Raw genomic sequence first — 14,072 nt, 5'->3', positions numbered from 1 at the left:
TCCGCCGCACCGACCGGAAGGGCGGTCAGAACTGGAACTGGTCGATGTTGCTCTTGTCGAAGACGGTGGGCGGGCCGAGGATGACAACCCCGTCCTTGCCGACGGTGAACTCGCCGAGCTTGCCGGCCTTGAACTTGTCGCCCTCGGCGCCGGTGATCTGGCCGGAGGCCAGCGCCGCGCCCGCGTACGCCGCCAGGTAGCCCAGGTCGGCCGGGCTCCACAGGGCGAACGCGTCGACGGTGCCGTCCTTGACGTACTGGCGCATCTGGTTCGGGGTGCCCAGGCCGGTCAACTTGACCTTGCCCTTGTACTGCGACCCGCTGAGGTAGCGCCCGGCGGCCGCGACGCCGACCGTGGTCGGCGAGATGATGCCCTTGAGGTTGGGGTACGACTGCAGCAGTCCCTGGGTCTCCTGGAAGGACTTCTGGTCGTCGTCGTTGCCGTACGCCACGGTGACCAGCTTGATCTTGCTGTACTCGGGCTTCTTCAGCTCTTCCTTCATCAGCGCGATCCACGCGTTCTGGTTGGTCGCGTTGGCCGTCGCGGAGAGGATCGCGATCTCGCCCGCGCCACCGATCTGCTGCGAGATCAGCTTGACCTGGTTCTCCGCGATGCCCTCGGCGGTGACCTGGTTGACGAAGATCTGCCGGCACTCCGGCTTCGTGTCCGAGTCGAAGGTGACGATCTTCGCGCCGGCCGCCTTCGCCTGGTTCAGCGCCCCGCAGATGGCGTTCGGGTCGTTGGCCGAGGTGACGATGACGTCCATGCCCTGCTGGGACAGGGTGTTGATGTAGCTGACCTGGGAGGAGGCGCTGGCCTCGGAGGGGCCGACCTCCTTGAACTCACCCTTGATCTCGGTGACCGCGTCCTTGCCGCCGTTGTCCGAGACGGTGAAGTAGGGGTTGTTCAGCTGCTTCGGCAGAAAGGCGATCTTGAGCCCTTCCTTGATGGCGGCGTCGGGATTGGCAGCGCCGCTCGCCTGGGTGCCGCCACCGGCGTCGTTGCCGGAGTTGTCCCGGGTGGTGCCGCCGCACGCTGCGGCGCTGAGCAGCAGTGCGGCGAGGGTGAGGCCGGTGGCCCCGACACGGAGGCCTCTGCGGTATGCGGACATCGTCATCCTTCCGGGGGTGGTTGGTGAGCGGGGGACGTCACGAAGCGACCGGGTGCCGCTGTCGTCGACGGTGCAGCCGGGCGCGGATGTCCGCGACGGCGTTGGGCAGCACCACGGATGCGATGAGCAGGGTGCCGGTGACGATCGTCAGCGCGTTGGCGTCGACGTCGGCGAGCTGCAAGGCGTTGCGCAGGACGCCGAGGAGCAGGACGCCGGCCAGCACACCGAGCAGGGCACCCCGACCGCCGAAGATCGAGACACCACCGAGCAGCACTGCGGTGACCACCGTCAACTCCAGACCTGTGGCGTTGTCGCCGCGGGCGCTGGCGTACCGCAGGGTCCAGAAGATGCCGACCAGCCCGCACACGGCACCGGAGACCACGAAGAGCCAGAACTTCGTCCGGGCCACCGAGACGCCGGTGAACGTGGCGGCCTGGTCGTTGTTGCCCATGGCGTAGAGCGCCCGTCCGGCCGGGGTGGCGTGCAGCACGACCCCGAAGACCAGCGCGAGCAGCAGCAGCGGGACCAGCACGACCGGGATCGACGTGCCGGGGATGTTCCGCACCACGGCGGCGGTCCAGTCGGCCGGAAAGTCCGCGACCGCCTGGTCGCCGAGCACCACGAAGGACAGCCCCCGGTAGAGGGCCAGCGTGCCGATGGTGACCGCCAGCGACGGCAGGCCGAAGCCGGTGACGAAGAGGCCGTTCACCGCGCCGAGCACCGCGCCGAGCAGCACTACCAGGACGCAGATGAGCTCCAGTGACAGTCCGCTGGAGAGCCAGAGCTGCCCCATCAGCGTGCTGCACAGGCCGACCATGCTGGCCACCGAGAGGTCGATCTCCCCGGTGATCACGATCAGGGTCATCGGCAGCGCGATGAGCGCCAGCGGCACCAGGTCGAGCAGCAGGAACTGGGCGTTGCGGCCGGTGGCGAAGTTCTCCACGGTCAGCCCGGCGACCAGCACCGCCACCACGAGGGCGCCGACGATCACCGCGTCCCAGGAGCCGAGCAGCCCGCGCAGGGTGGCGAGTCGGCCCGCGCCGGGCTCGGGCTCGACGGTGGGCGGTGCGGCGTACAGGCTGTCATGCGCCATGGGCGCTTCTCCCTCGGAGCCGGGCCGCCACCCGCAGGGCCAGGAGCCGGTCCAGCCCGATGGCGGCGAGGATGAGCGCGCCGACCACGGCCTGCTGCCAGAACGGGTCGATGCGCAGGACGGCGAGCGAGCTGCCGATCGTGGTCAGCAGCACCGCCCCGAGCGCCGCGCCGTAGGCGCTGCCGCTGCCGCCGAAGATCGCCACCCCGCCGACCACGGCGGCGGCGACGACCTGGAGTTCCAGGCCGGTGCCGGCGGCCGCGTCGAGGGTGCCGAACCGGGCCGCGTAGAGCACGCCGGCGAGGCCGGCCAGCGCGCCGTTGGCGACGAACACGGCGAACACCCGCCGGCCCACCGGGATGCCGGAGAGCCGGGCGGCGGCCGGTTCGGAGCCGATCGCGTACAGCTCACGGCCGCTGCGGTACGAACGCAGGTAGTAGCCGACCGCGGCGACGACGACCAGCGCGACGAGGAACAGCACGGGTACGCCGAGCACGGTCTGGTTGCCCAGCCGCAGGAACGACGGGGGCATGTCGGCGGCGTTGATCTGCCGGCCGGACGCCCAGTAGTAGTCGACGCCGCGGAAGGCGTAGAGGGTGCCCAGGGTGATGACCAGTGCGGGCACCCGGGCCACCGCGATCAGGCCGCCGTTGACCACGCCGCAGAGCGCGCCCAGCGCGACACCCAGGGCGAGCGCCACGGGCCACGGGGTGCCGGGCGCGGTGAGGAACAGTGAGCCGGTGGCGAACGCGACCAGACCCAGGATCGAGCCGACGGAGAGGTCGACGTTGCGGGTGACGATGATCAGGGTCTGCCCGACCGCCAGGATCACCAGGATCGCGCAGCCCAGCAGCAGGTCCTTGACGCTCTGGCCGCTCAGGAACCGGTCGTTGCGCACGGTGGTCACCAGGACCAGCAGTCCGAGGGCGATCAGCAGGCTCAGCTCGCGTACGGCGAGCAGCCGCTCGGTGAGGCCGCTGCGCTGCCGGCCGGGGTCGGTCGGGGCGTTCCCGGCGACCTGCTCGGGCGCGCCGGTGTCGGTGCGGCTCATGCGGGCACTCCTTGACCGGTGGCGGCGAACATGATGGAGGTCTCGTCCGCCTCGGCCCGGGACAGCTCGCGGACCAGTCGCCCCTCGTGCATGACCAGGACCCGGTCGGCCATGCCGAGCACCTCGGGCAGTTCGCTGCTGATCATGAGGATGGCCAGTCCCTCGCCGGCCAGCTCCGAGAGCAGCCGGTGCACCTCGGACTTGGTGCCGACGTCGATGCCACGGGTGGGCTCGTCGATGATCAGGATCCGTGGTTCGGTGGCCAGCCACTTGGCGAGCACCACCTTCTGCTGGTTGCCGCCGGAGAGGGTCGCCACCGGGGCGTTGAGCCGGGCGGCCTTCACCTGCAACCGCCGCGTCCAACTGCGGGCCTCGGCGCGCTCCGCGCCGCCGAGCAGGAGACCGAGTCGGCTCAGCGCCCGACGGCGGGCCAGCGTCGCGTTGCGCTCCACCGACAGCTCCATGACCAGGCCCTGCTGCCGCCGGTCCTCGGGGACCAGCGCCATGCCGGCGGCGATGGCCCGGCCCGGCGTGCCCGCCGGGACACCTCGTCCGGCCACCAGCACCTCGCCCGCGTCATAGCGGTCGATGCCGAAGACCGCGCGGGCGACCTCGCTGCGGCCGGCGCCGACCAGCCCGGCGAGCGCGACGATCTCCCCTCCCCGGACCGAGAACGAGACGTCGGTGAAGACGCCGGACCGGGTCAGCCCACGGACCTCGAGCAGTGTGTCGCGCAGCTCGGCGGCCTGCTTGGGGTAGAGCGACGAGACGTCCCGGCCCACCATGCGCCGCACCACCTCGTTGACGGTGAGGTCGGCGGCTCGATCAGTGGAGACCCAGGCGCCGTCGCGCAGCACTGTGACGCGGTGGCAGAGGTCGAACACCTCGTCGAACCGGTGCGAGATGAACAGCACCGCCGCACCGCGTTCGCACAGCGATCGGGCGACCGCGAAGAGCCGCTCGACCTCCACACCGGAGAGCGCGGCGGTGGGCTCGTCCATGACCAGGACGCGGGCGTCGAAGGAGATCGCCTTGGCGATCTCGACGAGCTGCTGGTCGGCGATGGAGAGCCCCCGGGCGGGGCGGGTCGGGTCGATCCGGACGCCGAGCCGCTGGAACAGCCGCTCGGCATCGCGGTGCATCGCCGCGCTGTCGATGCGGCGCAGGCCGCGAAGCGGCTGGCGGCCCATGAAGATGTTCTCCGCCACGGACAGATCCGGAAAGAGTGTCGGCTCCTGGTAGATGACCGCGATGCCGGCGGCCCGGGCGTCGGCGGGACCGCGCACCCGCAGTGGTCGCCCGTCCAGGGTCATCTCGCCGGCGTCCGGCGGGTGCGCGCCGGCCAGGATCTTCACCAGGGTGGACTTGCCCGCCCCGTTCTCGCCGACCAGGGCGTGGGCCTCGCCGGCGTGCAGCGCCAGGTGCACCCCACGCAGCGCGGCGACGGCCCCGAAGGACTTCGTCACGCCGTCGAGTACCAGCAGCGGAGCGCCGTCCGTACCTGGTGGGTCGGCGGTCATCCGATCCCCTCCTGAATCGTTTCACGAGTCGTGCATGGACCGTAGGGGGAGGCATTCGTGAGCGTCAAGGGTTTCGCCATGATTTCCTCCGGGTTGCGGATGCGGGCTCCGCGCCCCATCGGACGCGCGCTGCCGGTCGGCGACGCGACGCGCGGGGGCACTGGCCGGCTGGATGAAACGTTTTAGCCGCTATACACTGCCGGAGCTACCCGGTCCGGCCGTCCCCCGCGACGGCCTTTCCGGGGATCACCGCGACCGCGACCCGCCGGGCTCGGGGCCGCGACCACCGCACGGAACGTCGAGGGAGTCATGGCAACGGCGAACATCAAGGAGGTTGCCCGGCACGCCGGCGTCTCCCTCGGCACGGTGAGCAACGTGCTCAACCGGCCCGACACGGTCGCCCCCGCCACCCGCCAGCGGGTGCTCGACGCCATCAGCACCCTCGGCTACGTCCGCAACGACTCGGCGCGCCAACTGCGCGCCGGGCACAGCCGCACCGTCGCCATCGTCGTCCTGGACGTGGCCAACCCGTTCTTCACCGACGTCGTGCGCGGCGCCGAACAGGTGGTCGAGGAAGCCGGCGCCATGCTCGTCGTCTGCAACAGCGGCGAGGACAGCGCCCGCGAGCGCCGCCACCTCGAGTTGCTGGAGGAGCAGCGGGTCCGTGGCGTCCTCATCACCCCGGTCGGCCACGGACCGCAGCCCAACCTGGACAAGCTCATCGACCGGGGCATCCCGGTGGTGCTGGTGGACCGGGGCACGGGCCGGGCGAACCGTTGCTCGGTGGCGGTCGACGATGTCCTCGGCGGCCGGCTCGCCATGGACCACCTGCTGGACCAGGGCCACCACCGCATCGCCTACCTCGGCGGCCCGCTCTCGCTCGCCCAGGTCGCCGATCGGCACGCCGGTGCCGCCGCGGCGCTGGAGGAACGCGGCAACGGCGCCGAACTCCGGGTGGCGGTGACCAGCAGTCTGACAGTCGCCGCCGGCCGGCGCGCCGCCGAGGAGTTGCTGACGCTGCCGGCCCGGCAGCGCCCCACCGCCGTCTTCTGCGCCAACGACCTGATCGCGCTCGGCGTGCTCCAGGAGTTGACCGCGCGCGGCCTGCGGGTGCCGGCCGACGTTGCCATCGTCGGCTACGACGACATCGAGTTCGCCGACGCCGCGGCGGTGCCGCTGTCATCGGTACGCCAGCCCCGCGACCAGCTCGGCCGCACCGCCGCGCAGCTGCTGCTGGAGGAGGCCGAACCAGGCGACACGCACCGGCACAGGCACGTGGTCTTCCAGCCGGAGCTGGTCGTCCGCCGCTCCAGCGACCATCCCCGCCGCGCCCGGCGCTGACCGGCGGCCCGCCGGTCGACCGGAACGCCCGGTGCCCGCCCCACGAGCAAGGAGCCGGGCGATGTGCCGCCCGGCTCCTCGTCGACGCGGGTGCCTCAGGCCGCCGGGACCGGCGTGGCCCAGACGTCGGCGATCGACGGGTCGTAGCCGTCACCCGTGTCCCGGAACCGCACCCGCACCACACCGTCGCCGGTCGCGTCCGGCAGGTCGACCACGAACTGGTAGCTGACCGTGCCGGCCCCGCCCGCCGTGCGCCGCCATGAACGGGTGTGGGCCACCACCCCGTCCACTACCACCTCGTAGTCCTTCAACTGCGGCCCGTCGTACGTCTCGATCGAGTGCAGCACGAACGGCTCGCCGGGCTCGACCGCGAGGTCGAACTCGAACCAGCCGCCGGGGCGGGTCGTGTCGGTGTACCTCCGGGTCAGACCGGCCTCGGTGCTGGTGGCCGAATAGGTCGAGGCCGCCAGGCGGTGGGCCTGCTCGGACGCCGCGTCACCGAGGTCGACGTGGTCGTACGCCCCCCGGGGTGGGTTGTCGAACCGCACAGGGATCGCGACCGCGCGCCGTTCGGCCGCCGTGTCGCCGGTGGCCACCGTGACCTCCACCGGCCCCTGCGTCACCGACACCGGTGCGGTGAGCACCGTCGACACGGTGGTTTCCGCGCCGGCGGCGAGGTCGTACCCGGTGGTGGCCGGCGCCACCCGCCAACCGTCCGGCGCGGTGACGGTCAACCGCCCCGTCACCCGCACGCCGGCCCGGTTACGCAGCACCGTGCCGACGGTCGTCGCGCCACCGGGGGTGACGTCGGCCGGGACCGGGGCGGCCGACACGATCTGCACCGCCGGCGCGACGGCGACCGTTCCCGCGACGGGCAGTGTCGCGCTGCCACCCCGGTGGCGGTAGCTGGCCGAGCCGTCGACGGCCCCGCTCACCGGCGACTGACCGGCGGGGATCCGCAGGTCGTAGCCGTGGCGGACGGTACGCCCCGGTGCGACGGTGCTGGCCCGCTTGCCCACCGGGGTCACCGTCCAACCGTCGGGCGCCCGCAGGTCGGAGGTCACTCCGGTCAACGGGTCCTGTCCACCGTTGGTCACCGTGACGGTGGCGCGTACGACCGCGCCGGGCAACCGCTCCCCCACCGGCAGGTCGAGTTTCACCACGGCGCCGACCAGGGTCGACGATGCCGCGGAGAGCCGCTGGTCGACCCGGGTGAGCAGCACGGTGAACCGGTCCGCGTCAGCCTGGTCGAGGCGACCCGCGGCGACCTGGGTCCGCAGCCACCGGGCGGTGTCGGCGGCGCTCGCGAGTGCCCGGTGCACGTCACCGGCGGCGGAACGGGAGTTGCCCGCCAGGTACGCCGTCCGCGCCGCCGTCGTCTCCGCGGCGAGTCGGCTGAACCGGCCGCGCAGATACTCGGTCACCGGTCGGCCCAGCTTCCCGGCGAGCTGGTCGGTGAGCGTCACCAGCTCCCGTACCGTGTCGCCGGTGTCGCCCAGGTCGCCGAGCACGCGGTCGACGGCGAAGGAGTACGAACCGGAGCCGATCTCGTAGACGGCGACCGTGCCGTCCATCCGGACGAACCGCACGCCGTCGGCCTGCTCCGCCGGCCGGCCGCCCTCGGTGACCGCGTTCCGCCCCGGTGCGGGCAGGCGTACGGTCGCCGTGGTGTTCGCCGGCACGGTGAGCCGCAGCCGCATGTCCCCGCGCGCGTCGAGATCCCAGTCGCTGCCGATCGTGCCGTACGCCGAGCGGTACGACGCCCTGGCCGAGGTGAGGTCACCACCCGGCTGCGGGGCGAAGGTGAGGTGCGCGTACCCGGGGTTGCCGTTGTCGGGTTGGATGCCGGCCACGGTCCGGTACATCCAGTCGCCCACCGCCCCGTAGGCGTAGTGGTTGAAGGAGTTCATCCCCACGTCGCCGAAGCTGCCGTCCGGCATGATCGAGTTCCAGCGCTCCCAGATCGTGGTCGCGCCCTTGGCGATCTCGTAGCCCCACGACGGGTAGGTGTCGTTGAGCAGCAGCCGGTAGGCGACGTCCAGGTGCCCGGTGTCGCTCAGCGCCGGCAGCAGGTCCGGGGTGCCGAGGAAGCCGGTGGAGAGGTGCCAGTCGTGCCGCCGTACGTTGTCGACCAGCCGGTCGGCGGCCCTGGCCCGCAACGCCTCGGGCAGCAGGTCCATGCCGATGGCCAGCACGTACCCGGTCTGGCTGTCGCCCTGCACTGTGCCGTCGGCGGAGACGTACGTGTCGACGAACGCCTGCGCGATGTCCTTGGGACAGCGCCGTGTAGCGGGCGGCGTCCGCGTCGCGCCCGATGGCGCCGGCCAGCTCGGCCAGCAGACGGATGCTGTACCCGTAGTAGGCGGTGCCGACGACGCCGGCGGGCGTCGGGTCGTCGAGGTTGAGCCAGTCGAGGTACGGGCCGGCGTTGGTACGCAGGTGACCCGAGCTGGTGCTCTCCAGCCAGGTCGCGTACCGCACCATCGACGCGTAGTGCTCCTGCACCACGCGGGTGTCGCCGTACCGTTGCCAGAGCGCGTACGGCACGGTGATCCCGGCGTCGGCCCATCCGGTCGCGCCGTCCCCGCAGCAGGCGCGGGGCGCGACGTCGGGGTACGCGCCGTTGGGCGACTGCGCGTCCCGCAGGTCCTGCAGCCACTTGGTGAGGAACGTCAGGCTGTCCATGTTGAACGTCGCGGTGTTGGCGAAGACGTTGATGTCACCGGTCCAGCCGAGCCGCTCGTCCCGGGCCGGGGTGTCGGTCGGGATGGACAGGAAGTTGCCGCGCTGCCCCCAGGTGATGTTGCTGTGCAGCTTGTTGACCATCGCGTTGGAGGTCTCGAACTCGCTGGTGAGCTCGCCGTCGGTGTGCATCACCAGGCCGGTGACGGTGGACAGGTCGGGCGTGCCCGGGTAGCCGGTCAGCTCGACGTAGCGGAAGCCGTGGAAGGTGAACGTCGGCTGGTAGACCTCGGCCCCGCCGCCGCGCAGGGTGTAGTGGTCGGTGGCCCGGGCCGTGCGCAGGTTGGCGGTGTAGGCGGTGCCGTCCGGGTTGAGCACCTCGGCGTGCCGGATCCGGACCGTGGCGCCGGCGGGGCCGTCGACCTTCAGCCGGACCTTGCCCACCATGTTCTGCCCGAGGTCGAAGATCCAGGTGCCGGGGGTGGGCTGGGTCAGCGCCCTGGCCGGCAGCTCCTGCGTGACCCGCACCGGCGGGTCGACCTGGGTGACGATCCGGTCGGTGGCGTCGACGTCGTCGACGGTGGCGGGCGACCAGCCGGAGTCGTCGAACCCGGGCCGGTCCCAGCCGGCCGGCAGTCGCCGCGCGTCGTAGGTCTCGCCGTGGATCAGGTCGCTCTGCAGGAAGGGCCCGGCGGTGGCGCGCCACGAGCCGTCGGTGCCGATCGTGTCGCTGCGCCCGTCGGTGTAGTCGATCAGCAGCTGGGCGCTGAGGTGTGGCCGGGAGCCGTAGTTGTCGGTGCCGAACCAGGCGATGCTGCCGGCGTACCAGCCGTCGCCGAGCAGGGCGCCGAGGGCGTTGTCGCCCGCGCGGAGCTGACGGGTCACGTCGTACTTCAGGCGGGGGAGGAAACGCCGCTTGCTCCCTTCAAGAGCAGACTCACATAGGCAAATGCTAGAATGTGAGGCGTGGGTGAGGTGGTGAAGCGGGCATACAAGTACCGCTTCTATCCGACCCCAGGGCAGGCCGATCAGCTCAACCGCACCTTCGGGTGCGTGCGCAAGGTCTACAACCTGGCCTTGGAGGCGCGCACCCGTGCGTGGGCCGTTGACCGGCAGCGCAGCACCTATGTGCAGTCCTCGGCGTGGCTGACCGAGTGGAAGCGGACCGAGGAGCTGGCGTTCCTTAACCAGGTCAGCTCGGTGCCGTTGCAGCAGACGCTGCGGCACCTGCAAGCCGGGTTCGCCGCGTTCTGGGGCAAGCGGTCGCGCTACCCGCGTTTCAAGGCCAAGCGCAAATCCCGGGCATCGGCGGAGTACACCCGCTCGGGGTTTCGCTGGCGTCACGGGCAACTCACCCTGGCCAAGATGGACGCCCCGCTGGGCATCGTGTGGTCGCGGCCCCTGCCCGAAGGGGCCGAACCGTCGACGGTCACGGTGTCCCGCGACGCGGCCGGTCGATGGTTCGTGTCCCTGCTGGTCGACGACCCCACCGTCAAGGCACTGCCGCCGCTGTCCACGGCGGTCGGGGTGGACGTGGGCATCACGAGCCTGCTCACCCTGTCCACCGGGGAGAAGATCACCAACCCGCGGCACGAGCGCGCCGACCGGCGCAAGTTGGCCAAGGCGCAACGCACTATGGCCCGCAAGGCCAAGGACTCCGCCAACCGGGCCAAGGCTCGCGTGGCGGTGGCCCGCATCCACGCCCGCATCGCCGACCGGCGACGGGACCACCTGCACAAGCTGTCGACTCGACTCGTCCGCGAGAACCAAACGGTCGTGATCGAAGACCTCAGCGTGCGCAACATGCTGCGCAACCACTCGCTGGCCCGCGCCATTTCCGATGCGGCGTGGACGCAACTGCGCAGCATGATCGAGTACAAGGCCGCCTGGTACGGACGGACCGTGATCGCCGTCGACCGCTGGCATCCGAGCACGAAGACCTGCTCGGCGTGCGGGCGGATCAACACCGCGATGACCCTCGGCGTTCGCGCCTGGACGTGTCCCGGCTGTGATGCCGTGCACGACCGGGACGTCAACGCCGCCCGCAACATTCTCGCCGCCGGGCTGGCGGAGAGCTGAAACGCCTGTGGAGGGACGGTAAGACCCGACCCGCGCAAGCGGTGAAGGCGCGGCCCGCTGAAACAGGAACCCCCTCGGGTGACCGAGGGAATCCCCGCCCTTCAGGGCGGTGGAGGATGTCAATCCTGGTCCTCATCCTTCCGGTGGTGACGGCGGACCGGCGACCGGCCCCGAACGGGAGGTCAGCGCGGCTGGGCCGCCGGACCGGCGACCGGGTGGAAGCTGGACCGGCCGGAGCCGACCTGGAAGACGGCCCGACCGTCCTGGATGCCGACGAAGGTGGCCTTGCTCGGGCCGGCCGCCCGGTAGGACTTTCCGGGCACGACCGGCAGTGCGACCCGGGCGGTGACGTTGACCGGCACGTCGAGGTCGACTCGCAGGCCGGCGCCGGTGCGCCGCCAGTCGAGGCGGACCGGTCCGCGCTGGGTGGGCACCGCGCCGCTCGCCCGGTCGAGCCCGGTCGCGGGGGGCACGACATCGACGACTGTGGCACCGGGGCTGGCGGTGCGCACGCCGAGCAGGGTCTCCTGCACGTCCACCGCCGCCTGCGCGCCCCAGCCGTGCGACTGGCTGAAGTTGCTGCCGGGGTCGAGGGTCCAGGCCTCCCAGGTGAAGGTGCCGCCCTGGGCGAGGATGTTCGCCCAGCCCAGGTCGTCGGGGTTGGTCAGCAGCCGCAGCACCGCCTCGGGCCGGTCGGCGTCGGCGAGCGCCCGCAGCAGCCAGTGGGCGGTCATGGGGCCCTGCTTCATGCCCATGGCGGCGACATGGTCGGCCAGCGCCGGCAGGTCGGCCCGCGGGGCCAGCCCGTGCGCGATGGCGTACGACGTGGCGTGCTGCCCGGCATGGGCGCTGCGCTCACCGGTGGCCGAGAGCCCGTCGACGTAGCTGCCGTCGGCGGCGCGCAGCGTGGCGTTGACCGCGTCGGTGAGATCGGCGGCCCGCCCGTCGTACGTGGTCACCTCGGTGGCGGGCCGGCCGAGCGCCTCGGCCATCCGGGCGGTGGTCCGCAGCACGTCGACGCTCTGGGCGTTGATGGTGGTCCGGGCGGCGGTGGCCATGTCGTAGCCGAAGCGGCCGGGCTCGGGCCAGTCGATGATGCCGTAGCGGTAGGCGCCGCTGCCGCCGGACAGGTCGGTGACCAGGCCGGCGGTGGGGCCGGTGGCCGGGATGTGCCGCAGCACGTACTCGGCGGTGTCCCGGATCGCCGGGTACGCCTCGGCCAGCAGCTCCCGGTCGCCGGTCTCGGTGAAGTACCGCCACACCCAGTCGACGAACATCAGCGAGTAGTCGGGGATGTCCCGCTTGCCGTCGCCGTTGGGGTAGACGGCGTTGTAGCGGCCGCGGTCGCCCTCGGCGGTCCAGTAGCGGGCGGCCGACCGGAGGAACTCGCGGATGGCCTGCTGGGTGGCGTCACGCTCGCCAAAGGCGGCCATCGTGGCGTACGAGATGTTGGCGGCGTCGCCGAGGAACTGGCCCTTCTCCCGGGTGGGGGTGTCGACGAACGCCTCCTGGACGGAGTAGATCGCGGACCGCTTCATCATCGTCCACACCGCGTCGAGGGTCGCGTTCGAACTGGTGAAGCTCGCCTCCCGGCCGGCCGGTACGTCGGTGTGCACGACGACGGCGGAGACGTCGCGCGCCGAGATGCTCTCGCCGGCGGCGGGGATCTCCAGGTAGCGGAAGCCGAGGTGGCTGAAGGCGTGGAACTCCTGCGGCCCGTCCTTCTGCAGGTACGGGAAGCTCATGGTGGTGCCCTGCGACTGCAGGGTGGACGTGTCGACCCGGCCGGTGTCGGTGAGGGTGTAGCCGGCCCGGAGGTCGACCGTGCGCCCGGCGACGCCGGCGTCGAACCGGACGAGCGGGCGGGCGGGGATGACCACGCCGAAGTCGGCGACGACAGTGCCGTCGGCGGCGGTGCGCAGCGCGACCGGCTCGACCCGGGTCTCGACGAGCCGGGTCTCCTGCCCGATCAGGTGCGGAGACGACGCGGTCGGGTGCGCGCCGAGCACCTCGGCGGCGGTGAACCCTCCGGCGCTGTCGTCGTACCCGGGCCGCATCCAGCCGGCGACCTCGGCGCGGGCGTCCTGCCGCTCGATCCGGTCGCCCTCGCCGTTGCGACGCTCGGCGTTCGCGACGAACTGGGTGTCCCGGGCGACCCGCCAGGAGCCGTCCGTGCCGTACACCTCGCGGGTGCCGTCGGCGTGCTCGACGACCAGCTTCATGAGCAGGCCGCGGGCGCCGGCGGGGCGGCCCTGACCGCTGCCGTACCAGTGGTAGCGCACACCGATGACCAGCGGCGCGCCGGCCTTCACCAGCGTGGTGACGTCGGCGGCCTGGTAGTAGTCCTCCCCCGGGTAGCTGAAGGAGGTGCCGCGGTCGGCGCGGGTGCCGTTGAGGTAGAGCTCGTAGGTGTGGTCGGCGGCGGTGTAGGCGCGGGCCCGCACGACGCGGCTGGCGTTGGGGCGTACCTCGGTGCGGGCGAGTGTGTAGTCGTCGGCCTCGGTGGTGGCGCGCCGGATCCAGCTCGCGCCCTCCCACTGGGTGTCGTCGATGCCGGTCTCGAAGGCGCCGGTGGCGGGCGGGGACTGCCGGTCGGTGCGGTCCCAGGTGCGGACCGTCCACTCGTACGCCGTGCCCGCTCGTAGGGCCGGCCCCGCGTACGGCACGTAGGCCTGCTGGTCCGAGGAGACCTTGCCGGAGTCCCAGACCCGGTCGCCGCCGGTCGCCGTGACGGTGATCCGGTAGGCGCTCTGCGTCTCACCGGGATCGGCGTCGCGGGGCAGCCAGCCGAAGCGGGGCACGCCCTCGACGTTGAGCGGGCGACTCCGGTCGCCGACCGTCAGCGCGGCCGGTGCGCCCGGCGCGTGGCCCCGTGCGGCCAACGCCGGCGGCGCCCCACTGAGGACCACCGCGACGGCGGTCGTCGCCGCCAGGAGCACCGCTGTCCGACGCCGCCGGGCAGCCGGCCGGAATCCGAGAGTACGACGAGTCACGCGGGCCTCCGCTCTATGAATCGTTTCAGGCAGGCTACGCGCTCGTTGTGGCCACGTGAAGACGTTCACCGCGATGGATCGCCGACGGCGCCTGGTTCCGCGCGGTCCAGCCGTGGAAACTGTTATCTCGGTGCGGCCAGCCCGTCTCCTGAGGGGAGGCGCTGGTGGTGGGACCACCACGGTCCTCCACCGGGTAGCGGTA

Annotated in this window: 8 protein-coding genes and 1 pseudogene; 2 read left to right on the top strand and 7 right to left on the bottom strand. The window is 72.1% G+C overall.

Translation table 11 applies throughout. From position 1 onward, the window contains the following. Positions 1-25 precede the first annotated feature (25 nt). Genes rhaS through GA0070607_RS25395 form a run of 4 tightly spaced genes read right to left on the bottom strand, consistent with a single transcriptional unit; the run spans position 26 to position 4,775 of the window. A complete protein-coding gene (gene rhaS / locus GA0070607_RS25410; protein ID WP_089020424.1) occupies positions 26-1,111 on the bottom strand; it encodes a rhamnose ABC transporter substrate-binding protein in 1,086 nt (361 codons plus the stop codon). 37 nt (positions 1,112-1,148) lie between these two features. Further along, positions 1,149-2,204, bottom strand: a complete 1,056-nt coding sequence (locus tag GA0070607_RS25405; RefSeq protein ID WP_089020423.1) for an ABC transporter permease — start codon at positions 2,202-2,204, stop codon at positions 1,149-1,151. Continuing rightward, positions 2,194-3,255 (bottom strand): ABC transporter permease, encoded by a 1,062-nt coding sequence (locus tag GA0070607_RS25400; RefSeq protein ID WP_089020422.1) that lies wholly within the window; start codon positions 3,253-3,255, stop codon positions 2,194-2,196. Before GA0070607_RS25400 ends, GA0070607_RS25405 begins: the two co-directional genes overlap by 11 nt. Continuing rightward, entirely contained in the window at positions 3,252-4,775 is a 1,524-nt protein-coding gene (locus GA0070607_RS25395; protein ID WP_089020421.1) for a sugar ABC transporter ATP-binding protein, read from the bottom strand. Before GA0070607_RS25395 ends, GA0070607_RS25400 begins: the two co-directional genes overlap by 4 nt. A 309-nt stretch (positions 4,776-5,084) precedes the next feature. Between GA0070607_RS25395 and GA0070607_RS25390 the strand changes: the two genes are divergently transcribed. Continuing rightward, a complete protein-coding gene (locus GA0070607_RS25390; RefSeq protein ID WP_089020420.1) occupies positions 5,085-6,116 on the top strand; it encodes a LacI family DNA-binding transcriptional regulator in 1,032 nt (343 codons plus the stop codon). 95 nt (positions 6,117-6,211) lie between these two features. Here GA0070607_RS25390 and GA0070607_RS25385 read toward each other — a convergent pair whose 3' ends face one another. Next, positions 6,212-8,338 carry an alpha-L-rhamnosidase-related protein gene (locus GA0070607_RS25385; RefSeq protein WP_089020419.1) on the bottom strand — a complete coding sequence of 709 codons (2,127 nt, stop codon included), beginning with the start codon at positions 8,336-8,338 and terminating at the stop codon, positions 6,212-6,214. A 64-nt stretch (positions 8,339-8,402) separates the two neighbouring features. Then, positions 8,403-9,683: pseudogene (locus GA0070607_RS33605) on the bottom strand (family 78 glycoside hydrolase catalytic domain); the annotation flags it as partial. An 81-nt stretch (positions 9,684-9,764) separates the two neighbouring features. Between GA0070607_RS33605 and GA0070607_RS25370 the strand changes: the two are divergent. Continuing rightward, on the top strand, positions 9,765-10,877 hold the full coding sequence (locus tag GA0070607_RS25370; protein ID WP_089020418.1) for an RNA-guided endonuclease InsQ/TnpB family protein: 1,113 nt from the start codon (positions 9,765-9,767) through the stop codon (positions 10,875-10,877). A gap of 182 nt (positions 10,878-11,059) precedes the next feature. On the opposite strand, the gene GA0070607_RS25365 is transcribed toward GA0070607_RS25370, so the two are convergent. Beyond that, the gene (locus tag GA0070607_RS25365; RefSeq protein WP_197701166.1) at positions 11,060-13,870 is read right to left on the bottom strand and encodes a family 78 glycoside hydrolase catalytic domain; all 2,811 of its coding nucleotides are present in this window, start codon (positions 13,868-13,870) and stop codon (positions 11,060-11,062) included. Positions 13,871-14,072 lie beyond the last annotated feature (202 nt).

This window comes from Micromonospora coriariae, assembly GCF_900091455.1.
In the GTDB taxonomy this organism is placed as follows: Bacteria; Actinomycetota; Actinomycetes; order Mycobacteriales; family Micromonosporaceae; genus Micromonospora; species Micromonospora coriariae.
The sequence above is the reverse complement of the archived record's forward strand: the minus strand, read 5'-3'. Positions and strand labels throughout refer to the sequence as shown.

Bases quoted from the DNA above. Each gene is read 5' to 3' on its own strand.
- rhaS (WP_089020424.1), bottom strand. From the start codon at position 1,111: ATGTCCGCATACCGCAGAGGCCTCCGTGTCGGGGCCACCGGCCTCACC.
- GA0070607_RS25405 (WP_089020423.1), bottom strand. From the start codon at position 2,204: ATGGCGCATGACAGCCTGTACGCCGCACCGCCCACCGTCGAGCCCGAG.
- GA0070607_RS25400 (WP_089020422.1), bottom strand. From the start codon at position 3,255: ATGAGCCGCACCGACACCGGCGCGCCCGAGCAGGTCGCCGGGAACGCC.
- GA0070607_RS25395 (WP_089020421.1), bottom strand. From the start codon at position 4,775: ATGACCGCCGACCCACCAGGTACGGACGGCGCTCCGCTGCTGGTACTC.
- GA0070607_RS25390 (WP_089020420.1), top strand. From the start codon at position 5,085: ATGGCAACGGCGAACATCAAGGAGGTTGCCCGGCACGCCGGCGTCTCC.